The sequence below is a fragment of the Jeotgalibacillus malaysiensis genome, assembly GCF_044789845.1.
Taxonomy (GTDB): domain Bacteria; phylum Bacillota; class Bacilli; order Bacillales; family Jeotgalibacillaceae; genus Jeotgalibacillus; species Jeotgalibacillus malaysiensis_A.
Genome location: NZ_CP085252.1, coordinates 3,413,533 through 3,435,528 on the forward strand (window position 1 = coordinate 3,413,533; position 21,996 = coordinate 3,435,528).

Here is a 21,996-nt window from a genome sequence, read left to right on the forward strand (position 1 = left end):
CCCCGGTGTGCCCTTAAAGAACCTCATCAAGCTGTAATCTGTTGCGAATCTCCTGGGTCACCTTCCGTTCGCCTGCACCTTCAAGATAAAGCGGATGCCACTCTCCGATAGCCTGATCAGCTTTATCCAACGCGTTCAATGCCTCTTTCTTTTCATCATGTATGATTGCAAGGTAAGCATCCCGCATATGACGTGATACCTCATTTTTATCACTGATCAGCTGAATCTTCTCTTCAATATCAGGCTCTTCATGCAGTTTTCCAGCAAAGTAAAGACCTGTTGCCGCTGCAGTGTCAATCATATCCTGAAGCACGATCGCTTTATTCATTCGTTTTTTAAATGCTCTTCCCTTAGTCAGCTCAAGAAAGCGCTCCGGATCAGACGTGTAATAATAAGGACCAAGAGTGGCCAATAACGACGCAGCAAGCGGCCAGTCCGAATAACGCTTGATGATATGTTCCACTTTCTCAATCGTTTCCTTCTTCCATCTACCAGTACCTGTAGGATCCTCCTGCAGTAATTGATAGCTGACAAAAATCACTTCTGCCCCAGGCTCTTTTCCATTTAAAATAGCAATCATTTTGCCGTCTGTCAGCACGCCGGTCGGAGTTTCTATGTTTGATAGGTTCGTTAAACCAAGGAACAGACTAACCATCGCAAAAGTTAACAATGCACCTGATGGCCATATAAAATATGCAAATACCAGCGCAACCCCACCAGTAACCATATTTGAAACCGGTCCTGCATAAATCAGACGCAGCAGCTTTTTCCGCATCTCCTCTTCCGGAATCCTGTCAGGAAAGCGCATCATCGCCCGGCCAATATAACCTAATGCAGGCAGCTTGAAGAACATGCGACTTTTCCCGTTGACCTTCGCATACACAAGCGGACCATATGATAAATTCATCACTTCCATCCCGCCAAGCTTTCCACCAACCGCATGCCCCGTTTCATGAACCATGAGGCTGATCACGAAACTGATTACAGCGATAAGCAAAATAAACAATGCGCTGAGAATGGTGATACTCACTTCTTCGCGCAACATGAAGGAAGAAATCAACACACCCATTAAAAGCCCGAAAATCGCCTGTACACCCTGCGTCCTGAACTTCGACTTCGGCTGCACCGTTTCTTTTTCTGTAAACTGAGTCATCGTGACACTCCTATTCTGAGAAAGCAGTAGTTGGTTTATATACGTGCGGGTTTGCAGGAAAGATTCATAAAAAGCGGCACAGCGGGGACGGAGTTGACTGATCCACTTTTAGAATGATTCCAAAAATGAAACACCGAACTCCGTCCCCAGTGTGCCCCTGTACCACTAGCCACCCAACCCCCAAAAATGAGAAACTAATAAAAAATCCATCCAGAAAAGGTGACCCGAATGAAAACTGAAAAACAAAAAATGCTTGCAGGTAAAATGTACGACCCGGCTGATCCGATTTTAATGAGTGAGCGTGAGGAAGCGAGAAGGAAAGTCCGCCTGTTCAATCAGACAACTGAATCTGAAGGGGAACAACGCATTGAGATGTTGAAGGATCTGCTTGGGTCAACTGGCAACCACGTGTATATGGAGCCGAATATCCGGTTTGACTATGGCTACAATACGCACGTAGGCGAGAATTTCTTTGCTAATTTCGACTGCACGATTTTAGACGTATGTGAAGTCCGCTTTGGCGATAACTGTATGCTTGCACCAGGCGTTCAGATCTATACAGCGACTCATCCGCTTGATCCGGCTGAACGGAATTCAGGCAGGGAGTATGCGAAGCCGATCACATTTGGACATAATGTGTGGATTGGCGGCAATGCAGTGATTAACCCAGGCATTACAGTTGGTGATAATGCGGTGATTGCTTCAGGGGCTGTTGTGACAAAGGATGTTCCTGCAAATGTAGTGGTTGGAGGGAATCCTGCGAGGGTGATTAAGGAGATTAATGTGTAATAGTAGGACCTTGACTCATTAATCGCTTTACTATCATTTTAATTCATTTGAATTTGATGGCAATTCTAATATGATAGTATTAAAAAAAGAAAAGGACTGACGCATGTGAATCAAATCGATGCCATCATTCAATCTATCAATGATTTCCGTGAAGAAAGAAATTGGGGAGAAGCACATAACCCGAAGGATCTAGCGATTTCGCTATCTATTGAAGCCTCAGAGCTGCTGGAGGATTTTCAATGGAAAAGCAGTGAACAGGCGATTGAGCAGAATATTGATAACATCAAAGATGAAATTGCAGATGTACTGATTTATGCATTTACACTCAGCAGCGTGCTTGAGCTGGACGTAGAAGAGATTATCAGAGAAAAGATTAAGAAGAACGGGATCAAGTATCCGGTTAAAAAATAGCTTTTATTTGGGAGGAGCGATCACAATGCCTTTATTTGAAATCAACCTTTCATCAACAGCCCTTGGCATTCAGACAGCTGTAAATGTTGTATTGCCAATCAGCGTGGATCAGAAGACATTATCAGAGGAACATACATATTCATACGGTGATCAGAAATTCCCTGTACTTTATTTACTGCATGGCGCTTCAGATGACTACTCATGCTGGATGCGCTGGTCGTCGATTGAACGCTATGCAAATGAGAAGGGAATTGCTGTTGTCATGCCGAGTGCGGACCTAAGCGCTTATACAGATATGAAGCATGGTCATGACTACTGGACATATATCAGCGAAGAGCTGCCTGCTTTTATTGAAGCGGCGTTTCCGTTTCTACTAAACGGGAGGATACTTTTGCAGCAGGCCTTTCAATGGGCGGATATGGTGCATTCAAGCTCGCACTCCGTAAGCCTGAAAAGTTTGCGGCAGCGGCTTCCCTGTCAGGTGCGCTTGATATGGCGGACCGCGTGCGAAAAGACAGAAAGTATGACAATGCCTTTGGCGATCATGCAGTGCTTGAAGGGACTGAAAATGATTTATTGCATTTAGTGAAGACGGCTGAAGGCGAGTTACCAAGATTATTTCAGGCGTGCGGGACTGAAGATTTTCTGTATGAGGATAATATTCGTTTTAAGAAGCTTGCTGAAGAGCGCGGATTAGACCTGACATATGAAGAGGGCCCGGGTGATCATAACTGGGCTTACTGGGATATGAAGATTCAGCGTGTGCTGGAGTGGCTCTAGCACGAGCTGAGCAGCGGCGTTCAATTAACTGGAGCGGTGATTCAATGATGCGCTCTGGTGAACCAATTAAATCCATTGATGATGCAATTATGCTCAGTGAGTGCTGCGATGAATCAATAATCCACGGTGCTGATGCTATTATTGCTCCTGCTGATCCAAATATGCAGCAGGCTGATTCAATTACACACCACGAAAGCCGCTGTCCACTCCAGACAGCGGCTTTCTTTGTTTGTTTCACCGAGGCGCCACAATCTCAACCTTCATCCGATCAGGGTCCTCCATGAACACTGCATAATAATCCTCTCCACCTGCAAAAGGATGCCTGTCTTCATATAAAATTCTCACGCCTCTACCTCTTAATTTCTCCGTCAGCTCATCCACGTGTTCACGCGAGTCTGCATGAAACGCCAGATGATTTAACCCTGTGCGCTTGCGATGGTAAGGAACGCCCAGGTATGCCTCTTCAGTCTGCACAAACACCAGATACGTCTCGCCATGCTTCCAGCTCCTGCCGCTCTCCCACTCCTGAAACAATTCGTAGCCAAGCTCCTCAAGCAGCCACCCCCAGAACTCGGTGGACTTTTTTAAGTTGGATACATACAGTTCAATATGATGAATCATTGTGTCACTCCTCTTATGTATTTACAGCTTAATGCACTAGTTATATATAAGCGAAGGGTATAAGGACGGTCAATCGCCTTATACCCTTTACTTATGATCAATTCTTTTATGCACCGTCATCCGTTCCCGCTGCGCTCTGAGTTCCCTGCTGATCATCATTTCTTCTCTCATACCCTCAGTCCGGAGCTCATAGAAATGGTCGACTGTCTTCTCAAACCCAATGGCAATTTCCTCAATCGATTCCTGAATCGTTTCATTTCTGATCGACAGCCCGTCTTTTTTAGCCTGTAGCACCTGCTTCATCAGAATAGTCTCAGAATACAGCAGATTCGCTAGCAGTTCTCCCCCATCCCTCGCTCCGGAGATTTTCTGCACCTTTGACGTAATGCGAGCTGCTCTGATCATCGTCAGATAATGAGGATCAATCGGCTTATTCTGCTTTTGCGCCTTTTTGATCTTTTTTTCATTTATATTCGATAGCAATAATCCGTGAAATTCATAGAGTGTGTTAATGAAATGGTTACGGAATCTTCTTTGTTTGAAATAGGAGATTAGACTTTTCATGTATTGGGCTCCTTTACTGGAGAAATCATTGTGTTTATTATAGCAGGAATTGACTGGTAGTTAATGTGGTGTTTGCTTATGTTAAGATGAATTTATACTAACCAGATCAGGAGTTGTCGATATGAAAAAGAAAGTCAAAGTTGTAGCTGCTGTGATTGAAAATGAAAAGAATGAAATCTTATGCGCTTTGCGCGCTCAAGATATGGCAATCCCAAATATGTGGGAGTTTCCGGGTGGAAAGGTTGAAGAAGGAGAAAACCTGCAGGAGGCACTTGAAAGAGAAATCGCTGAAGAGCTTGAATGTGAGATCAAAGCTTATCATGTAATTAATGAAAATATACATGAATACGATTCATTTATTATTGAACTGATTTCTTTAAAAGCAGAATTAGTTAAAGGAACACCCATCGCAACAGAGCATGCTAAGTTGATCTGGATGCCTCGCGAGAATCTCGAATCATTAGTTTGGGCACCTGCTGACATTCCCGCTGTTAAAGATGTAATGAACCGAATAAAAGTATAAAAGCAAAGGGCAGCCCCTTTGCTTTTATACTTGCTCATGCAGATAATCATAGATTTGACGGTCTATGCTTTCTTCTAGCATCAGATTCATCGTTACAACCGGCAAGCTTTCATCGCCACTTTGCATCACAGTTTCTTCCACTGAATCAGAATCAGGCGTCACTTCACCAGCGTAATAAAAGTCTCCACCCTCATCATCGTCTTTTTTCACAAATAGATGAAGTGTATTTCCTCTTTGCTGAGACTCCGTAATCTCTAAAACTTCGCTTGATGTCATTCTTCTTCGACTTCTTGTATACCAGTGAAAAACTTCCGGATTAATAAATGTATCTCCGTAATTAACACTTGCTTCAACATCATCCTGCTTATGATAGGTTACAAAGATTGGGCACGTTTTATGCTTGGTTTTATATCCATAAATCGTTGACTGCTCATCCTTATCCCAATTCAGCAGCCAGCATGCATCTTTACGCGAGTATTTCTGAAGTCTGGTTAAAGGAACGCTCTGATCATAAAGTTTTCCTCTTTTTAATGAAACTGCGAGAACATCTTTTACAAGTTTTGCAAACCACTGATTTTCTAATAGTTCTTTTAATTTTCCAGAAAGAGTATACTGATCGTCTTTTAATACGATCAATGGCTCGCTACCGTATTTCATTTGGTCAGCAGTCTTAAAGAAAGTAAGATTCAATACCCGATCCATTGATTTTAACGTGTTAATATCAGACCTCGCACCTTCATGTTCTAAGATCTCTTTGAAGCTCGCAACGTTCATTTTATCTGATTCTATCAAATTCCATAATAACAATGCCTCATGAATTCTTTTACCAGATAGTATTTCTTTTGATAGAAAAGTCAGCACCTGATGATGATGTTGTGATAACTCAGGGGTTTCTTCCTTCATTGCCTTTAAAAACGCTCCGTAATGATCTTTTTTATCAGCAATTACCACGGGATCAATTGAATGATGGTCATAAAAGTCCTCCATCATCGGGATCCGGCCAATTCTATTTTTCAGCTCCTGATAAGCATCCTTCATAACAGAAATATGAGTCAATTTAGCCTGCTGAATAGAAGCATAGACTCTTTCTTTCGCAATTGCTTCAAAATTTATGGTTGATGTTCCTTTAATGTAACTTCGATCAATCATTTTTCTTCTGACAGCATCTTTATTTTGAGAGCGGTCACCGGAAAGCGCAATTGGAATCAGGTAATTATTTTGATAATTGCCGATAAAGTCAATAACTGTTACAAAATCCTTTGTATCGTGTTTTCTTAACCCCCGCCCAAGCTGCTGAATGAAAATAATGCTGGATTCCGTTTGCCTTAACATCACTACCTGATTCACACTCGGGATATCAATCCCCTCATTGAAAATATCAACTGTCAGAATGTAATCCAGCTGTCCCTCTTCAAGTTTGGTCACTTCTTCAGAACGCTTCTCTTGTGAATCATCTCCTGTAAGTGCAATCGTTCTGTAACCTCTCTTATTCAGTTCAAGTGATAACGCATACGCTTCTCGCTTTGAACTGCAGAACATCAACCCGCATACCCTTTCACCTGAATGGCCATAGTAATCTGTTTTTTCTATAATCTGATTGACCCGTTCTTCTGATAACAGATGACGAAACACCTCTGCCTCGCGCTCTGTTCCATCAATCTCTAAGTCAGTTACCCCAAAATAATGAAACGGACAAAGCATATCTTCTTCAAGCGCTTCCTGAAGCCTGATCTCGTAAGCAATATTGTAATGAAAAAGTTTGAACAGGTCATATCCATCTGTTCTTTCAGGGGTGGCCGTCATGCCAAGCATAAAATCAGGCTCAAAGTAATCAATCATTCGCTGATAGGTTTGTGATCCTGCTCTATGACTCTCGTCAATTAATATGTAATCAAACGCACCAGGATCAAATTGCGCCATTGTTTCAGGCTTTGACATGGTTTGTACGGTAGCAAATAAATATTTTGCATTCGTATCGCGGCTTGTACCTGACAGAATGCCAAATTCCGCTTCATTTCCACCAAGTACCTGCTGAAAATCCGCTTTTGCTTTTTTCAGAATCTGCTCTCTGTGAACTACAAAAAGCATTCGTTTCGGCCGTACCCTCCTGACGTCAAATGCAGCCAAATACGTCTTCCCCGTTCCCGTTGCTGAGACAATCAGCGCCCGCTTCTCCTCTGCCTTCCTGATTTCCACAATTCCCTGGAGCGCTGCATCCTGCATTTTGTTAGGCTCAATCTCAAGAGAATCTTTTAATCTATTGACTGTATAAGTGCCAGGAAAATCCGCAACACGGTCAGGCAGATTTTCCCGGAAAGCTTTTTCATACCTGTCAATCCACTGATCATTTAAGGAAACTGCCTGATCCCACATGTCTTGAAACTGATCTCTGAAATGGTGAACAATATCTCCATTCTCATGAGAAGTCATTTTCACATTCCACTCATAGTTTACTTTTAGGGCATTAGCTGTGAGGTTAGAGCTCCCGACAATTAATGAATAATACTCATCATGCTGAAAGATATAACCTTTTGAATGAAAGCCCTCTACCTCAGCTATTCTCACTTCTACATTTTTCAGTTTCAGTAGCTCTCTAAAAACTTTTGGCTGATTAAAATATTGATAAGTGGATGTAAGGATTTTTCCCTTTATGCCTTTTTCGTGGAGATCCAGCAGATAAGACTTTAAAGTTGCCAGCCCACTTTCTGTTATAAATGCAACAGAGAACAAAAACGACTGGCAGGCCTTGAGCTCATCAGTCAAAGAAGTCAAAACATCCTGACGCTTTCCTGGCTGATTCACAAGAAGCTCAGGTTTAAAACGGCTGAACTGCGTATGGTTTCTATTAATAAACCCTTTTTCAAGTGAATGTTGTAATTGCTTAATCATCTCATTCATACTAGCTCAACCCTCCTTAATTTATGACATCATTTCTCTCAGCTTTCTCAAAGGATACTCGCTCAGCCAATACCGCATCAAAATACTCCGTAAACACCGACTCCCCGGAGTAAGACAAACACAAATACTCTTTCGCTCTGGTCATCCCAATATAGAGAAGTGAAGCCTCCCGCTCAACGTCATCTTGCAGCACAAATGGCATGTTATCAACATTTACAATAAATACTGCCTGAAAATCGAGTCCTTTACTGCTTTCAATTGTGCTGATCTTAACCATTTGATCATCTTTTAGAAAGTTGCGTTTGGATTCGCTATTTTCAGTAAGCCAGTAGTAGCTGATACCTGCTTTTTTCAGTTCGCGTTTTAGAACATCAATATAGTTCATCTCATACGTTTTCTTTACGCGGTATAACACCAGCATTTCAGAATAAGGAATCTTCTTTTGTTCATGCAGCTTCTTCATCTGTCTAGCTACAATATTTGCTTCTTTTTGGAAAGAATCAGTTTTTAAAATGGCAGGCTCAAAGCCTTTTCGTTTCGTGCTTTGCGGCGCTATAATTTCACCATCGAGCTCCTTCGCCACGACTTTATTTTTTAAGGCTGACTGCGACTGATAAAAATCCCAGGCGAACTTTACGATCTGAGCAGTATTGCGATAGTTGATACTCAGAATTTTTGAACGACCACGAAAGTCCAGTCCGGTATCCTGGACATAACTGCGCTTCCTTTTATAGATGGACTGGGCACGATCTTCCACTAGCAGAAGTGATTTGGTTTCAGGATTCAACAGTTCACTGACAAGCTCAAACCACTCAGATTCAAAGTCCTGACCTTCATCAATCAAAATCGCATCGTACTTTGGTAAGATTGCTTCTTTGTTTCGTAACTTTTTAATTAACTCAGGAATATCCTGCTCTTTACACTTCACGTCATGCTTCAGCCAGGCATGAAAATTCCTCACTTCAATCTGATGCTTTGTCAGACCTGCTTCTTCATCAAAATCAAACAAGTTATCCGGCTCAGTCATCATCTGAGAGACCATTTGTTCAATAAAGCGTGACAGAGAAATGTTGTAGCACAGGATGAGAATCTTCCAGTCAGGATGATCCTTCGTCAGCAGCTTGGCACGACTTGCGAGCACCAGCGTTTTACCGCTTCCCGCTACACCGCGGATTAATCTGTTCTGATCCCCGATCTGCTTTGCCATATTTTCCTGATGCAGATCCATCGCTTTCACATTATGTAAAGATAACAGCAGCTGGTCCTGATACGGCGAAGCTGGCTTAAACTCAGCACTGATCCGAACCTCAGGAAACAAATGATAGCGAATCGCATCAATATCTTCTTTGGATAAAGGCTCACGCAGACGATAAGGAACTGTAAACATATTTAAAATCTTTTCTATCAGATTTTCTTCTGAAAATGACTCATCATCTGGATTGATTTCATCTCTAGTTAACGAAAGAGATGGATCTACAATGCGATACAGATCATTTTGAATAAAATCTTTTTGGGTTAGACGTGTAAATACAGCACCGGATCCATATGGAAACTTTAAATAAGATGCAAATTTCCCTTCAAGCTGAAGCAGATTTTTGTCTTTTTTCAACGCATTAACCAGGTGAAACATATTCTCCCGTGCCTGCAGCAATGGGCTTTTTGTTTTAACCTGTTCTCCTGAAGAAGAAACAATGATCCACTCATCCTGATTCAGCTGAAACAGCGTGCCTTTTGTGTAATCTTTTACTTCAAGTACGACCAGACCCAGATCTGGACCAACAATTACAAAATCAGGCCGGCGTCCAAGCACGTTCGGTTCGTAGTACACAATATAATCATCAGGCAGGTATTCTTTTAACGTTCTAAACAGAAGCCGTTCTCCTGCAGTAGCTGTTGATCTGATCGTTTCCGGTACTGTATATGCCATTTGAAACCCTCCGCTTTTCGACATTTGTGTCTATTATACTATATAAAGTGAGGTTTTTTTACATATTATTGGATTTCAGCTAATTCATATATATTTTATTGACATTATATTGAAGGATATGTAATATATAAATTACATATGTAAACTATATCTTACATCACGTGGGTGAAAATGTGAAAAACAATGTGAAAATCACGAGAATCCAGGCTTCTATTACGCAGGAACAGCTGGCAAAGCGCACCGGTGTGACCAGACAGACGATCGGACTGATTGAAAAAGGTGAATATAATCCGAGCCTTCAGTTGTGTGTCTCAATCGCAAAGGAATTAAATAAAACGCTGGATGATTTATTTTGGGAGGTGGAGTAGAAATGAAAACGTGGATTCATTTTTTATTGCCTGATGATGAGTATAAAGAAAAGAAGATCATGGCTTTTCTTGCTGAAGGTGCAATTATCCTTCTGCTTTCTTTAATCGGTATGACTTTTTTAAATCAGTTTTTAAATTTAGATGCTGAGACCGTTTTGTTAATCTCTATCGGGGTGTTTGTATTATATGTTTCCGGCAGGTATATCACTTCCGGGATTGAATATACAGAAGTCGCTTCAAAAGAGGCTTATAGAAAAGAACGAAAACTCCTTTTGATCAGAACATTTTCTTTTGTGACGATCTTTATCGCATTTTACATACCGCTGGTTCACTTCCCGAATAATACTGCAGAGTGGTTCGAGATCATCGGCTTACTGACGACTGCAGGGCTATTTATGTTTTTATCAAGCTATATATCATTAAAACGCTCGTACAGAAAAAATAAAGAACTTTTATAAGAAAATACCGATCTCACATAATGAGACCGGCTCATTTTAATTAAACGGATATGCTTCAACAAGCCGCCCATCTCTCCCCCTCGTCGTCTCGGCCTGGGAAAGTGAATTCAAAATCGCTTCTTCGGTCGCTTCTGCAGCCGCGGTAAATAAGTGATTTATCAACGGATGATCTTCCCTCAACTGATGTCTTGTTTCCACGATCGAATCTGATTCATGCGGAATTTTATGAGCGGTTGAAAAGGCGATTACGATATCACCGCTGCCGTGACTGAAGTGGCTGCCTGTTCTTCCAAGACCGATGCCACAGCGCTTAGCCACCCTTTGAAGCTGCCTGTCGCTAAGCAGGGCATCTGTTGCAAGCACAATCATGATCGAGCCGTCAGCTGTTTCAGCAATGCCTTCTCCATTTGATGTAATGCCGTACTTTTCACGCAGAAATTCTTCTTTTTGACCAAAGTTACTCAGCACGAGCACGCCGACCGTATATGGGCCATCCGCTGTCTTAACAACTCTCGAAGAAGTTCCGATCCCACCTTTATAGCCAAAACAGACCATTCCTTTACCCGCACCAACTGCACCTTCTTCAGCAGACTCTGTGGATGCGCGCCCGATCGCTTCAAGTGCGTGCCTGGGTTTTACCGGAAACTGACGAATCGAATTTAAATAACTGTCGTTACATTCCCCGACTACGACATTTACCGTACCGGTTGTCTCACCGATTTCAGGGTTCTGATCAAGCATGTATTCAAGTGTACCCTGCGTCACTGCAGGCACGCCGAATGTATTGGTCAGCATGATTGGTGACTCTAACACGCCAAGTTCATTGAGCTGCACAAGTCCGGTTGTTTTACCAAAGCCGTTCAGCACATAGCTTGCAGCCGTTACTTTTTTGCGGAACAGGTTGCCTTCGTGTGGCAGTATTGCAGTCACTCCTGTACAGGAACGATCATGACCTTCACCTATTTTATGGTCAATAGTGACATGCCCTACCTTTACACCGCTGACGTCTGTAATACAGTTTTTCTCACCGACCGGCAAACGGCCGATGCTGATTCCTCTTTTTCTGATTTTCAAACGTAACACCTCTTTATGATGTATTTTCAATAAATACGATTTCTCCCATGAAAAAACTCCCGGCAAATGCCGGAAGTTAAATGCCCCATACCCACCCTCACGATATGAAAATCAGTACCTGGTTGTGAATCGTAAAATCGCAATTGTCATCATGTACATTGTACTGGGCTTCAATTGTCATACAGGACTCGAACCATTAGGGCTGCCCCTGAACCCGTACCATTGTAATAGATTCCAATTTGCCCATTGGTGGGTTGGTACTCGCCTTTTCAATCGCTACCTGCTTACATTTATTTCACACATTCAGTCAGCCAGTTCAGCTCCTGAATTTTCGTATCAAGCTTTCTGTACTCCTGCGAAAGATCATCAACACGCTTTTGCGTTTCCTTCACACTGATGGTAGAAACCGACTTAATTTCTGACCGTGAGTACCGGTCGTGACGCATGTAAGCCTGCTCTGCAAGCTCGCTGAAAATACGACGCTCCTGTCCAATCAGCTCACGTTCCGTTAACGCATCGGCCAGTGAACGTTTTTCGTCAAATGCCGTTTCTAAATTGGTCCGGTTAATGTCCTGAATCAGTGTTTTCAGCTGACTCAAAATCTGCTCAAGCTCTTCCTGCAATTCTTTCGGATCTTCATTCGGCTGCTCCCCTTCCTGCACTCTTGCATTCTGGATCAGCCGGTGCCTTAACTGCTCAATTCTCTTTTGATAATCCGCACGTGTAATCAGCGCTTCTGCCAGTTTCATCAGAATCTCTCCTTCAGCATCGATTATGTATTACCTTATTTTAGCATTAAGATAGTTATATTTCCAAAAACACACCAAAACTTTAGAAAATATAATAAAGTAATCTTATACAATATCTTTTAAAGAAAAGAAGTGATCACATGTCAGAAACAATGAAAAAAATCACAGCACTCAAAACAATCTGCGAGCAACACGACCGTTGCCAGCTGAAATTGAATGAAAATATGCTTGAAAGCGGACAGGGTGCAAAGGTATTCCAGCATACTGAAAACGGGCAGCTCGTTGGATTCCTTGGCGTATATGATTTTGGAGCGACTGCTGAAGTCTGCGGGATGGTTCATCCTGATTTCAGAAGGCAGGGAATTTTCTCAGCACTTTTCAAAGAAGCGCTCACATTTATGAAGGAGGCAGGATATAAGACGGTTCTGCTTAATTCACCCGCTTCATCGAGTGCCGGACAAGCATTTATTCAAAAAACCGGCGCTGCTTATAAAATGACTGAATACCAGATGAAGTGGAACCAGAAAACTGTGGCGACCTCTTCTGAAAAGCTAACTTTACGTAAAGCACAGCCAGCCGACCGGGCATTTCAGATCGACCTTGATGCGGACGGTTTTTCAATTCCGCGAGAAGAAGTGGAACAGTTTTTCGATGCAGAGACTGAAGACGTCTCTACCGTTTCATATATTATTGAATGGGATGGTCAATCTGCCGGTAAGCTCCGAATCCATCTGATGAATGAACAGTACTGGATTTACGGATTCGTGGTACCCGGTGAATTAAGGGGAAAAGGAATTGGCAGGAATGCGCTTTTGAGCGTGCTTAATCAGCTGCAGGCGGACGGACGTGATGTGCACCTTGAAGTTGAGGCTGAGAATAAAGGTCCTTTAAAGCTTTATGAATCATGCGGGTTTGAAGTATATCACGCACAGGATTATTATACGTACAAATCATAAAGGTTTTCTTTTGTGAAAGAAACCGATCGTCAGAGGATTGTGCAGACTGATGGATCGAATTTGTTTAATGATGAATACATGGGAGACGGAGCTGACATGACTCCGCCTCCTTTTTACTTTTACATCTCCTCAGGCGCCTCAACCCCAAGCAAATACAACCCTTCCTTCAACACAACCTGTACCGCATGAACCAGCGCCAGCTTTTCCTGTCTGCCTTCCGCAGCATCCAAAATCCGCACATTACCGTAATACTGATTAAATGATTTTGCTAAATCAAGTACATATTTAGCCACCTGAGAAGGGTCATTCCCATCAAATGAACGCTTAACTGCCTCTGGGAAATCCATCAGACTCTTAACCACGCGCCAGACCTGATCATTTTCAAAAACCAGTGGTTCAGTGCTTTCCTGATAATCTGCTTTTCTCAAAATAGAAGAAGCGCGTGCATGTGTATATTGAACGTAAGGCCCGGTCTCCCCTTCAAATTTCAGCATTGCATCAAGCGAGAACTCGACATCATTCAAACGGTGATTTTTTAAATCATGAAACATCACAGCGCCTGTCCCTACCTGGTACGCAACCCGCTCCTTTTCAGCAAGAGAGGGGTTCTTATCTGCAATGTTCTGGCGCGCAAGTTCTACTGCTTCCTTCAGCACTTCCTCAAGCAGCACGACTTTCCCTTTTCGCGTAGACATCTTCTTTCCGTCTTTCAGCATCATGCCAAATGGAACGTGTTTCAGCCCACGACTCCACTCATAGCCCACCTTTCCAAGCACATCAAACAGCTGCTTGAAATGCAGCGTCTGTTCATTGCCAACAACATAGAGCGACCGCGATGACCCGTAAGTTTCGTGACGATAGATCGCAGCTGCCAGATCACGCGTTGCATAAAGCGTGGTGCCATCCTTCTTTTTAATCAGACAGGGCGGCATCCCTTCAGCCGTCTCCACTACAAGGGCACCGTCAGATTCCTCTAAAAGCTGTTTCTCTTCAAGCAGCTTCACAACCCGCTCCATTTTGTCATTGTAAAAAGCCTCTCCCTGCGTTGAGTCAAACGTAACGCCGAGCAGCTCATAAATACTGTTAAACTCCTTCAGTGACTCCTCTCTGAACCACTTCCACAGATCGCGCGCTTTCTGATCTCCGTCTTCAAGACGCTTAAACCACAGCCGTCCCTCGTCAATCAGAGACTCGTCATGCTCCGCTTCATCATGAAATTTTACATAAAGCGTCAGAAGCTCCTTAATCGGATTTTCACGGATCTTCTCTTCATTCCCCCAAAGTTTATACGCCGCAATCAATTTTCCAAACTGCGTACCCCAGTCACCTAGGTGATTAATGCGTACAACATCAAAGCCGTTTTTTTCAGCAATCCGCGCAAGAGAATGACCAATTACAGTTGAGCGCAGGTGTCCCATTGAAAAGGGCTTCGCGATATTCGGAGAGGAAAAGTCGATCGTGATGACTTCTCTGTTGCCATGATTTAACATGCCGTATCCTGCTTTCGACTGAATTACTTCTGCAACCACCGAAGCTGATACTTCCGCTTGATCTAAAAAGACATTTACATAGCCGCCGACCGCTTCTACCTTTTTAAAAAGGGAAGGCAGTTCAAGCCGCTGAGCGAGGTTCCCGGCAATCTGGTTCGGTGCTTTCCGAAAAACTTTTGCCAGTTCAAAGCATGGAAAAGCATAGTCGCCCATGTCATCATATTTCGGCTTTTCGATCAGTTGCAGGATTTTCTCCTGATCCAGCTGGTCCTTTAACTGTTTGTATAACGCTTCTGCAAATAACGATTGATAGTCCACCAAAACCCCTCCTTCAAAATAAAAAACGCCCATCTCTTCTCCATACAGGAAAAGAGACGGGCGTTTGATTCGTCCGCGGTACCACTCTCATTGTTTTCACAACCACTCAAATTGATAACGGGGTTCTCCCCGGCAGCTCCTACTTTGTTTCAGACCTGCATCTCCAAAGTGCGCTTCACTCCCTGCTTCACAACCGGGCTCCCACCATCCCCGGCTCGCTCCACATCCACAGCAAGCTACTCTCTTTGTCATTGACGTTTGTTTTTACCTATTATAGCCATATGATAGGGGAATACAAGCATTATTTTAATGAGTCTTCTATGATTAACCTGTAAAAATCTGAAGGGTGAATCCTTTTAATATTGCCTATATGCTTAGGAAATCGCTTTGTATTAGAGGTTACAATTAAATCACACTCTGTCTGAACAGCTGTGATCCAGACATGAAAATCATTTTGATCAAATTGATGAAGCGGTTCTTCAAGCTCACTTGATGCGGCAAAATCATCTGCTTCTTCAATTGTGTAACCTGATAATAATTCCAGCACTTCTTTCAGGGGCCGATGTTCTCGTATAACCGTTTCAATGGAGTAACGACCTACAGCGGAATTAACGGGTGGATGAAGTTCAAGTATTGGGGAAATCATGTAGTGGATATAAGTTTCAATTTCTTTCGGGGTAAACGTAACCAGTCCCAGGCCTTCGGTTGCTTTACGGTAAAATTCAAGCAGACACAACTTAGAAATGACAGGCCTGTAAAGGAGATCGGTACGACCAAGCTTCAGGATTTTTTCGTTGACGCCTCCAGGACGCCTGATCGCACCGCAAAGCACAGTAGTGTCTATTAATACTTTAGGAGGATCACGATACATCAAACTCATCCACCAGCCCTCCTGACAATGCTTTTGAATGAACCTTTTTTAATTTCTGCTCAGCATGCAATACTTCTTGTGGAGATACTTTAAAATATTTCGCAGGAATTCTCCAGTGCCCCCCATCAGTCCGGTTCGCCTCAGGAAACTTCCCATTGTCACACATTCTTCTGACAGTCTGATCAGACACTCCGAGAATCAGCGCAGTTTCAGAAGAAGTATAGAATTCCTTTGAAATTTCCCTGGAAGGACTTTCTTCTAAGCTGACCTGTTGATCGGAATTTGCTGCTACCCGGATAAGTGGACTGAAATAATACTTCCGCAACTGAGCGGCATGAGCATGATCAACACTTAAAAAATCAACAATTCCATCAAGGTACTCAACAAGTTTTTCTTGAAAACGATCAGGTTGATTGACTTTTTTTAAATCTGAAACCTCTACAGAAAGTCTCTTAAGACGGTCTAACTGCTCTAAATCAAAATGCTTTTTATTTTTCATTGGAACTTTTGATTGATTTAAAATTGATGTTTGATTGCCTGTAATATAGGACGAAATTGTATCAATCACTGAGATTGCCTCTTCAATTTTGTTGGCATGAATCAGTGCTTCTGCCGCCTCCCAAAGTGCCACATCTCTGTTATGAATCATCAGAACACCTCCGTTTTTTATATTATATTTTATTTTTAATAAATTATAAACAAAATCAACATATCCAACAATGATTACATAGAAATGCTTTAAGAAAATTTTCTATCAGCTATACGCTGTATCAATTTACAAAACTTATCCCACTCCTCAGGAAACGCATTGCTTCCATACCTGTTCAGGTTTCTGCCATCCCTTACGATCTCCACACTCCAGCTTGTGCCGTCCAGGATACCTTCCATCATGTACTTCGATTTCCAGTCCAAAAGATTCAACATTTTCAATTCTTCTTTAAACTGCTTCAGTTCAGACTGTGTCAAAGATTTTTCATACCGTTTGTCAATATGCCTCCAGGCTATATTGCCGGATTCAAAATGAATATTCACTTCGTAAAACCCTCCAAAAAAGCCGCCCACTGAAGCATTTAACCCGATGATTCTATCGTATGCTGCGCCCACTGCTTCTTCCCACGTCCATTCGTGATCACAGCTTTTGCAGTGATATTCGGGAGAATCAGGCGACACACAGCAACCGCCAAGCTTGAGATCGCCGTTTTCCGATTCAAGGTAGGCTTCATAAGTTGGTTCACCGTATAAAATTTTCACTGCATTCTTTGCACCGCATGAAGGGCACTGCTTTCGGTTAATGGCCATCTACATTCATCCTTTTGCTCATTTTAGATCCTTCAAATAAGGCATACCGCCCTGAGCACCTGCTGATGTAACGGATAAACTTGCTGCTTGCACGGCTTTTTCTACAGCCTGCTTCAACTCATACCCTTTATCTAAAAACACTGCGAGTGCACCGTTAAATGTATCACCGGCTCCCGTTGTATCAATCGCTTCAACTTCCGGAGCCGGAATCAGTATTTCCACTCCATTTTCAACGAAGCCTGCTCCTTTACTGCCATAGGTTACAATCAATTTTTCTTTGTAGCTCTCTTTAAAATATTTGTCCGCTTTTAAAGCAGCTGCTTCATGTTCATTCGGGATAATATAATCCGCGAGTGACCATCATTCAGCAGGGATCTGTTTAAATGGGGCTGGATTAAAAATAACTGTAACCCCCTGCTCTTTCGCTATTGTCATGGCCTCTTCCACAGCCTCATCAGGAACTTCGAGCTGCACGAGTAAAACGCCCTTTTCAAGATCCTTCAGACTTTCATTCACATAGGTTTTGCTTACAGTTCCATTCGCACCGGAAACAATAATAATCTGGTTATCTCCTTCAGCCACTGTGATTGCAGCCGTACCTGTAGGGTGAGCTGACTCCCTGCTGACCCTTGTAACATCTATGTTTTCTGCTTTTAAATACTGTATGTAGCTTTCACCATACAGATCATCGCCAACCTTACCGGCCATTTTCACATTGCCACCCAGTCTCGCTGCTGCAACTGCCTGATTGGCACCTTTGCCTCCAAATACTGTGGAAAAACCTGCCCCCCTAATGGTCTCTCCAGGTGCTGGAAATCTGTCTGCTGTTGTCACTAAATCTATATTTAAACTGCCAACCACTGTAATCATCTCATCACTCCCATAACCATTATAAATCTGATCACTAAAGGACTTCCAGATCCTGTTGTCGAAACTTTTTAAGCAGGATCAAAATTCATTTAAAGTGGAGGCTATCAAATGCAATTAGGTGCTTTTTCTATCAGTTTGGCTGTAAAGGATATTCAGGCATCAAAGGCGTTTTATGAAAAATTGGGATTTCAGACACTTGGTGGGAATATTGATCAGAAGTGGCTCATTTTAAAAAACGGGCAGACAGTGATTGGATTGTTTGAAGGAATGTTTGAGAAAAACCTGTTAACTTTCAACCCCGGGTGGGATCAAAATGCGGAAAATCTGGATTCATTTACAGATATTCGCGAGCTGCAAAAGCATCTCAAATCTTCAGGAATCAATTTAACGAGCGAAGCGGATGAAACAGGATCCGGGCCTGCAAGTATTACACTGGAAGATCCGGATGGTAATCCGATCTTAATTGATCAGCACCGGTGAGAATGTTTTTGACACTTGTTTCTGAGGGGATGAGTAAACATGTGTGGCGCTTTATATGGAGGCAGTTAATCATTGGGCATTGTCCCGCTCAGAGCTGAAGGCTTTTGCTGAGGAAAGCGGCTTTGCAGAAAGGCTGCACGTACTTGAAGATGGAGACTTTTATACGTGTTAAAATGGAGTCCGTATAACATCTCAATTGGGATGTTATACGGACTTTTTGTAATACACTAAAGTTGCATCGTCGTTTAACCATTTCCAGGATTAGTAGAAGCGTCCTGATAACGTTCAAGCAATTCAGCAAAAGACTCAACCTGGATATTTAATATGTCTTCTGCGTCTGCCTCTATAGCTTTTACCAGTTCAATGTTCATCGTGAACCGCCCCACCTCTCTTTAAACGCAGGGCTCAGCTCACTCCACACATCAAACAGATTACCGTCCGGGTCGGAAAATACAAAATTTCTGCCGGCATGTCCCCTGTTTTCAATATCACCAGTCTGAACGCCCAGGTCTTTTAATGTGTGTTGCAACGCCTGAAGCGAAGCCTCTCCATCCACTTCAAACGTGAGAGAAAAACGTTCATTCCCCTCAAAATCCAAATAGTTTGCTGTCTGATTCCCTTCCGTTTTCATAAGAAAAAAGCTCTGATTCGCAAGGTCCAAAATGGCTTTTTGATCATCCTCGTAGTTAATAACAGCACCAAGCTTTTCCTGATACCATGTAGCAGACTTACCTGGATCGGACACAGGAATATAAGACGTTCCGACTCTGATGAGCTGATTTTTCATCAGACCTTCACCTCACTCATCAAAGCATGCGTATTTCCTTCACTGTCCTTAAAAAACGCCATCCACGTTTCAGTATCTCCCATCTTTGCAACGACATGGGGCTGGTCCAATAGCGAAACACCTTGATCCTCTAAACGCTGATACGCTTCCTCAATATCAGATACGTTAAAATAAATAACTGAACCCGGATGATCAAACGACTCATTTTCAGGCAGCGTCAGCATCAGCCGCACACCCTCACAATCAAAAAATGCCATATTTTCAGTTTCAAATAACTGCTGCAGCTCCAAAGTATCCCTGTAAAAGGCTGTCGCCCGCTTCACATCTTTAACCGGTACCCCAATTTGTCCGATCTGCTGTATCATCTTTATTTCTCCCTTCCTGCTCCCTAATAAATTGTAAGGCCACTTTATTTCAGCTACACTTATTTTACCTTACAGAAAACGGAAAGAACAGGAGGCTTTCAACATGTTATTTGACCCACCAAAATGTACGAATTGCGGCAGGGAAATTGAGGGAGACGAGCAGGTGTATGCAAAACTGCGCTATCCGAAAAGAAAAGGCTTCACTGAAATTAAAGCGTATTTAAGAAATGAAGCATCGTTTTTGTGTGAAGCATGTTTTGAAAAGAGGGCTTAAGCTGGTGCCCTCTTATTTCACTTGGGGATAGACAACCTCACCACTGTCCTCAATAACAGGTACCGCTCCCCATTTACCAAGCTCATGCGCTACAAGCTCCGGTTCACCTTTTGCCCCCGGAACAATGTGATGCACCTCCCAGCCGTTTGCCTGCAGCCAATTACTGATAATCAGCCGGTGACACCTGGTCGGATGGCGCTCCGAGCACATATAAGCGACATTTTCCTGCTCAGCAAGGCTAACGAGCTCACCAACACCAAGCTTGAATTCATCCGTGAGCGAATAATCCGCATAATTATGAAATGACCTGTTTTCCCATCCTGCATTCAGATCCTCCCCAACCTCACCTGAGATTTTTCTTCTGCCGCCAAGCTCCCGAAAATGCCGGTAGCCTATCCCTGATTGCTGAAGCCACTCCTGCAAATTCTCCTTTTTAAATTGAGGGCTTCTCCGACTCGCCGGAAAAGCACGTACATCTGCTATAAAATTGATATCTGCAACGTTCAGCATATGGAGGAATTCTTCTTCGGTGTGATTGTAATGACCGATTGTGTAGATTTTCATCGCTGATCTCCTTTCAAAACGCTTTATATTTCCTCTACCCTTATTTGCAAAGGAATGACAGAAAACTTTGACAGGAGAAACAATATGATGTAAATTATGATATGTACGAACAATTTTATTATAAAAATAAAAAATCATTCGCTTTTAGGGGTGTTTTATATGGATAACGTATTTGATTATGAAGATATTCAATTAATTCCCGCAAAATGTGTCGTTAACAGCCGTTCAGAGTGCGATACATCAGTCAAGTTTGGTAAGCACACATTTAAGCTGCCGGTCGTTCCGGCAAACATGCAGACAATTATTGATGAAAAGATTGCAGTGCATTTAGCTGAAAACGGTTACTTTTATATCATGCACCGCTTCGAACCGGAAGCACGTATTTCATTTATCAAAGAGATGCAGGCAAAAAACCTGATTACGTCGATCAGTGTCGGTGTGAAATCAGAAGAATACGGATTTATCGAAGAGCTTGCTTCTGCTAATCTCGTACCGGACTATATCACAATCGATATCGCGCACGGTCACTCGAACGCCGTTATTGAAATGATCAAACATATCAAGAAGCATCTGCCGGAAAGCTTCGTGATCGCCGGAAACGTCGGTACACCTGAAGCAGTCAGAGAGCTTGAAAACGCCGGCGCTGACGCAACAAAAGTGGGCATCGGGCCTGGTAAAGTATGCATCACGAAAATCAAAACCGGATTTGGCACAGGCGGCTGGCAATTAGCAGCACTTCGCTGGTGTGGAAAAGCAGCAACGAAGCCAATCATCGCTGACGGCGGCATCCGTACCCACGGCGATATCGCAAAATCAGTCCGCTTCGGCGCATCAATGGTGATGATCGGCTCTCTATTTGCAGGTCACGAAGAATCACCGGGCGAAACAACTGAAGTAGACGGCAAACGCGTGAAAGAATACTTCGGCTCAGCTTCAGAATTCCAAAAAGGCGAAAAGAAAAACGTTGAAGGTAAGAAAATGTTCGTTGAGCATAAAGGTTCCCTTCAAGACACGCTGACTGAAATGGAACAGGATCTGCAGTCATCGATTTCATATGCAGGCGGTAAAACACTTGAGTCGATTAAGCATGTGGATTATGTTGTGGTGAAGAATTCGATTTTTAATGGGGATAAGGTTTATTGAGTTTGGTGGTTCGTGAACGTTCGGAGAATTTTGCGCGATGTTCGAGGGAAAACATGTGGTGTTCGGCGGAAAACAGCTGATGTTCGACGTATCATAAGTCATGTTCGACACTCAGCCGCCCACCTTCGACACTTCATCCCATTTGACCTACCCCATAAACATGCAAAAAAGCGGCTGGCGCGCATACCAGCCGCTTTTTCTATGCTGCCCGGCAGCAGGGGTTCCGCCGGGCAGCGGGCGGCACAGTGGGGACGGAGTTGAGTG

The 21,996-nt window shown here is 43.0% G+C and carries 26 protein-coding genes, 2 pseudogenes and 1 other annotated feature; of the genes and pseudogenes, 12 read left to right on the forward strand and 16 right to left on the reverse strand.

What is annotated here, in order from left to right:
- Positions 1-13: 13 nt before the first annotated feature.
- A complete protein-coding gene (locus LG330_RS17640; protein ID WP_404406203.1) occupies positions 14-1,153 on the reverse strand; it encodes a M50 family metallopeptidase in 1,140 nt (379 codons plus the stop codon).
- 228 nt (positions 1,154-1,381) lie between these two features.
- On the opposite strand from LG330_RS17640, the gene LG330_RS17645 reads away from it, so the two are divergent.
- The 4 genes and pseudogenes from LG330_RS17645 to LG330_RS17660 all read left to right on the forward strand — a co-directional run bounded on the left by LG330_RS17645 (position 1,382) and on the right by LG330_RS17660 (position 3,133).
- The gene (locus LG330_RS17645) at positions 1,382-1,942 is read left to right on the forward strand and encodes a sugar O-acetyltransferase (RefSeq protein WP_404406205.1); all 561 of its coding nucleotides are present in this window, start codon (positions 1,382-1,384) and stop codon (positions 1,940-1,942) included.
- Positions 1,943-2,047: 105 nt separating this feature from the next.
- A complete protein-coding gene (locus tag LG330_RS17650; RefSeq protein ID WP_404406207.1) occupies positions 2,048-2,353 on the forward strand; it encodes a nucleotide pyrophosphohydrolase in 306 nt (101 codons plus the stop codon).
- A 25-nt stretch (positions 2,354-2,378) separates the two neighbouring features.
- A pseudogene (locus tag LG330_RS17655) lies at positions 2,379-2,660 on the forward strand (esterase family protein); the annotation flags it as partial.
- 101 nt (positions 2,661-2,761) lie between these two features.
- A complete protein-coding gene (locus LG330_RS17660) occupies positions 2,762-3,133 on the forward strand; it encodes an alpha/beta hydrolase-fold protein (RefSeq protein ID WP_404406209.1) in 372 nt (123 codons plus the stop codon).
- Positions 3,134-3,367: 234 nt separating this feature from the next.
- Here LG330_RS17660 and LG330_RS17665 read toward each other — a convergent pair whose 3' ends face one another.
- Positions 3,368-3,754 (reverse strand): VOC family protein, encoded by a 387-nt coding sequence (locus LG330_RS17665; protein ID WP_404406211.1) that lies wholly within the window; start codon positions 3,752-3,754, stop codon positions 3,368-3,370.
- A gap of 87 nt (positions 3,755-3,841) precedes the next feature.
- Positions 3,842-4,318 carry a hypothetical protein gene (locus LG330_RS17670; protein ID WP_404406213.1) on the reverse strand — a complete coding sequence of 159 codons (477 nt, stop codon included), beginning with the start codon at positions 4,316-4,318 and terminating at the stop codon, positions 3,842-3,844.
- Positions 4,319-4,439: 121 nt separating this feature from the next.
- Here LG330_RS17670 and LG330_RS17675 point away from each other — a divergent pair, with 121 nt between their 5' ends.
- Positions 4,440-4,841 carry a (deoxy)nucleoside triphosphate pyrophosphohydrolase gene (locus tag LG330_RS17675; RefSeq protein WP_404406215.1) on the forward strand — a complete coding sequence of 134 codons (402 nt, stop codon included), beginning with the start codon at positions 4,440-4,442 and terminating at the stop codon, positions 4,839-4,841.
- 24 nt (positions 4,842-4,865) lie between these two features.
- Here the strand turns inward: LG330_RS17675 and LG330_RS17680 are convergent, their stop codons facing one another.
- Positions 4,866-7,739 (reverse strand): DUF3427 domain-containing protein, encoded by a 2,874-nt coding sequence (locus LG330_RS17680; protein WP_404406217.1) that lies wholly within the window; start codon positions 7,737-7,739, stop codon positions 4,866-4,868.
- A 16-nt stretch (positions 7,740-7,755) separates the two neighbouring features.
- Positions 7,756-9,666: a 3'-5' exonuclease gene (locus LG330_RS17685; protein WP_404406219.1), complete on the reverse strand. Its 1,911-nt coding sequence runs from the start codon at positions 9,664-9,666 to the stop codon at positions 7,756-7,758.
- A 173-nt stretch (positions 9,667-9,839) separates the two neighbouring features.
- Here LG330_RS17685 and LG330_RS17690 point away from each other — a divergent pair, with 173 nt between their 5' ends.
- Entirely contained in the window at positions 9,840-10,034 is a 195-nt protein-coding gene (locus LG330_RS17690; RefSeq protein WP_404406221.1) for a helix-turn-helix transcriptional regulator, read from the forward strand.
- Positions 10,035-10,036: 2 nt separating this feature from the next.
- Positions 10,037-10,492 carry a hypothetical protein gene (locus LG330_RS17695; protein ID WP_404406223.1) on the forward strand — a complete coding sequence of 152 codons (456 nt, stop codon included), beginning with the start codon at positions 10,037-10,039 and terminating at the stop codon, positions 10,490-10,492.
- A 36-nt stretch (positions 10,493-10,528) separates the two neighbouring features.
- Here the strand turns inward: LG330_RS17695 and LG330_RS17700 are convergent, their stop codons facing one another.
- Positions 10,529-11,566, reverse strand: coding sequence for a P1 family peptidase (locus LG330_RS17700; protein ID WP_404406225.1), 1,038 nt, complete (start codon positions 11,564-11,566; stop codon positions 10,529-10,531).
- Positions 11,567-11,856: 290 nt separating this feature from the next.
- The gene (locus tag LG330_RS17705; RefSeq protein ID WP_404406227.1) at positions 11,857-12,315 is read right to left on the reverse strand and encodes a DIP1984 family protein; all 459 of its coding nucleotides are present in this window, start codon (positions 12,313-12,315) and stop codon (positions 11,857-11,859) included.
- 140 nt (positions 12,316-12,455) lie between these two features.
- Between LG330_RS17705 and LG330_RS17710 the strand changes: the two genes are divergently transcribed.
- Complete coding sequence (locus tag LG330_RS17710; protein ID WP_404406229.1) at positions 12,456-13,271, forward strand: GNAT family N-acetyltransferase; 816 nt, start codon at positions 12,456-12,458, stop codon at positions 13,269-13,271.
- Between the two features lie 119 nt (positions 13,272-13,390).
- On the opposite strand, the gene argS is transcribed toward LG330_RS17710, so the two are convergent.
- From argS to rbsK, 5 genes and pseudogenes are all read right to left on the reverse strand, one after another.
- Positions 13,391-15,079: an arginine--tRNA ligase gene (gene argS, locus LG330_RS17715; RefSeq protein WP_404406231.1), complete on the reverse strand. Its 1,689-nt coding sequence runs from the start codon at positions 15,077-15,079 to the stop codon at positions 13,391-13,393.
- A gap of 49 nt (positions 15,080-15,128) precedes the next feature.
- Positions 15,129-15,340 (reverse strand) — a binding site (T-box leader).
- Between the two features lie 40 nt (positions 15,341-15,380).
- Complete coding sequence (locus LG330_RS17720) at positions 15,381-15,959, reverse strand: PIN domain-containing protein (protein ID WP_404406233.1); 579 nt, start codon at positions 15,957-15,959, stop codon at positions 15,381-15,383.
- Positions 15,940-16,599, reverse strand: a complete 660-nt coding sequence (locus LG330_RS17725) for a helix-turn-helix domain-containing protein (RefSeq protein ID WP_404406235.1) — start codon at positions 16,597-16,599, stop codon at positions 15,940-15,942. Before LG330_RS17725 ends, LG330_RS17720 begins: the two co-directional genes overlap by 20 nt.
- Positions 16,600-16,688: 89 nt before the next feature.
- A complete protein-coding gene (locus tag LG330_RS17730; RefSeq protein WP_404406237.1) occupies positions 16,689-17,249 on the reverse strand; it encodes a hypothetical protein in 561 nt (186 codons plus the stop codon).
- An 18-nt stretch (positions 17,250-17,267) separates the two neighbouring features.
- A pseudogene (gene rbsK / locus LG330_RS17735) lies at positions 17,268-18,119 on the reverse strand (ribokinase).
- 108 nt (positions 18,120-18,227) lie between these two features.
- Between rbsK and LG330_RS17740 the strand changes: the two are divergent.
- Together LG330_RS17740 and LG330_RS17745 are read left to right on the forward strand one after the other, a co-directional pair.
- Positions 18,228-18,599: a VOC family protein gene (locus tag LG330_RS17740; RefSeq protein WP_404406239.1), complete on the forward strand. Its 372-nt coding sequence runs from the start codon at positions 18,228-18,230 to the stop codon at positions 18,597-18,599.
- 43 nt (positions 18,600-18,642) lie between these two features.
- Entirely contained in the window at positions 18,643-18,771 is a 129-nt protein-coding gene (locus LG330_RS17745) for a hypothetical protein (RefSeq protein WP_404406241.1), read from the forward strand.
- Between the two features lie 73 nt (positions 18,772-18,844).
- Here the strand turns inward: LG330_RS17745 and LG330_RS17750 are convergent, their stop codons facing one another.
- Genes LG330_RS17750 through LG330_RS17760 form a run of 3 tightly spaced genes read right to left on the reverse strand, consistent with a single transcriptional unit; the run spans position 18,845 to position 19,751 of the window.
- A complete protein-coding gene (locus LG330_RS17750) occupies positions 18,845-18,970 on the reverse strand; it encodes a hypothetical protein (RefSeq protein ID WP_404406243.1) in 126 nt (41 codons plus the stop codon).
- The gene (locus LG330_RS17755; protein WP_404406245.1) at positions 18,967-19,386 is read right to left on the reverse strand and encodes a VOC family protein; all 420 of its coding nucleotides are present in this window, start codon (positions 19,384-19,386) and stop codon (positions 18,967-18,969) included. Before LG330_RS17755 ends, LG330_RS17750 begins: the two co-directional genes overlap by 4 nt.
- Positions 19,386-19,751, reverse strand: coding sequence for a VOC family protein (locus LG330_RS17760; protein WP_404406247.1), 366 nt, complete (start codon positions 19,749-19,751; stop codon positions 19,386-19,388). Before LG330_RS17760 ends, LG330_RS17755 begins: the two co-directional genes overlap by 1 nt.
- A 103-nt stretch (positions 19,752-19,854) precedes the next feature.
- Between LG330_RS17760 and LG330_RS17765 the strand changes: the two genes are divergently transcribed.
- Positions 19,855-20,025 carry a Fe3+ hydroxamate ABC transporter substrate-binding protein gene (locus LG330_RS17765; protein WP_404406249.1) on the forward strand — a complete coding sequence of 57 codons (171 nt, stop codon included), beginning with the start codon at positions 19,855-19,857 and terminating at the stop codon, positions 20,023-20,025.
- Between the two features lie 12 nt (positions 20,026-20,037).
- Here LG330_RS17765 and LG330_RS17770 read toward each other — a convergent pair whose 3' ends face one another.
- Positions 20,038-20,589 carry a DUF488 family protein gene (locus tag LG330_RS17770; RefSeq protein WP_404406251.1) on the reverse strand — a complete coding sequence of 184 codons (552 nt, stop codon included), beginning with the start codon at positions 20,587-20,589 and terminating at the stop codon, positions 20,038-20,040.
- A gap of 159 nt (positions 20,590-20,748) precedes the next feature.
- Between LG330_RS17770 and guaC the strand changes: the two genes are divergently transcribed.
- Entirely contained in the window at positions 20,749-21,732 is a 984-nt protein-coding gene (gene guaC / locus LG330_RS17775; protein ID WP_404406253.1) for a GMP reductase, read from the forward strand.
- The last annotated feature ends 264 nt before the right edge of the window (positions 21,733-21,996 follow it).

Coding starts and splice junctions, on each gene's coding strand:
- LG330_RS17750 (WP_404406243.1), bottom strand. CDS start 18,970: ATGAACATTGAACTGGTAAAAGCTATAGAGGCAGACGCAGAAGACATA.
- LG330_RS17705 (WP_404406227.1), bottom strand. CDS start 12,315: ATGAAACTGGCAGAAGCGCTGATTACACGTGCGGATTATCAAAAGAGA.
- LG330_RS17645 (WP_404406205.1), top strand. CDS start 1,382: ATGAAAACTGAAAAACAAAAAATGCTTGCAGGTAAAATGTACGACCCG.
- LG330_RS17680 (WP_404406217.1), bottom strand. CDS start 7,739: ATGAATGAGATGATTAAGCAATTACAACATTCACTTGAAAAAGGGTTT.
- LG330_RS17765 (WP_404406249.1), top strand. CDS start 19,855: ATGTTATTTGACCCACCAAAATGTACGAATTGCGGCAGGGAAATTGAG.
- LG330_RS17685 (WP_404406219.1), bottom strand. CDS start 9,666: ATGGCATATACAGTACCGGAAACGATCAGATCAACAGCTACTGCAGGA.
- LG330_RS17640 (WP_404406203.1), bottom strand. CDS start 1,153: ATGACTCAGTTTACAGAAAAAGAAACGGTGCAGCCGAAGTCGAAGTTC.
- LG330_RS17695 (WP_404406223.1), top strand. CDS start 10,037: ATGAAAACGTGGATTCATTTTTTATTGCCTGATGATGAGTATAAAGAA.
- LG330_RS17770 (WP_404406251.1), bottom strand. CDS start 20,589: ATGAAAATCTACACAATCGGTCATTACAATCACACCGAAGAAGAATTC.
- LG330_RS17710 (WP_404406229.1), top strand. CDS start 12,456: ATGTCAGAAACAATGAAAAAAATCACAGCACTCAAAACAATCTGCGAG.
- LG330_RS17725 (WP_404406235.1), bottom strand. CDS start 16,599: ATGATTCATAACAGAGATGTGGCACTTTGGGAGGCGGCAGAAGCACTG.
- LG330_RS17675 (WP_404406215.1), top strand. CDS start 4,440: ATGAAAAAGAAAGTCAAAGTTGTAGCTGCTGTGATTGAAAATGAAAAG.
- LG330_RS17760 (WP_404406247.1), bottom strand. CDS start 19,751: ATGATACAGCAGATCGGACAAATTGGGGTACCGGTTAAAGATGTGAAG.
- LG330_RS17670 (WP_404406213.1), bottom strand. CDS start 4,318: ATGAAAAGTCTAATCTCCTATTTCAAACAAAGAAGATTCCGTAACCAT.
- LG330_RS17730 (WP_404406237.1), bottom strand. CDS start 17,249: ATGGCCATTAACCGAAAGCAGTGCCCTTCATGCGGTGCAAAGAATGCA.
- LG330_RS17720 (WP_404406233.1), bottom strand. CDS start 15,959: ATGAGTTTGATGTATCGTGATCCTCCTAAAGTATTAATAGACACTACT.
- LG330_RS17660 (WP_404406209.1), top strand. CDS start 2,762: ATGGGCGGATATGGTGCATTCAAGCTCGCACTCCGTAAGCCTGAAAAG.
- LG330_RS17740 (WP_404406239.1), top strand. CDS start 18,228: ATGCAATTAGGTGCTTTTTCTATCAGTTTGGCTGTAAAGGATATTCAG.
- guaC (WP_404406253.1), top strand. CDS start 20,749: ATGGATAACGTATTTGATTATGAAGATATTCAATTAATTCCCGCAAAA.
- LG330_RS17665 (WP_404406211.1), bottom strand. CDS start 3,754: ATGATTCATCATATTGAACTGTATGTATCCAACTTAAAAAAGTCCACC.
- LG330_RS17755 (WP_404406245.1), bottom strand. CDS start 19,386: ATGAAAAATCAGCTCATCAGAGTCGGAACGTCTTATATTCCTGTGTCC.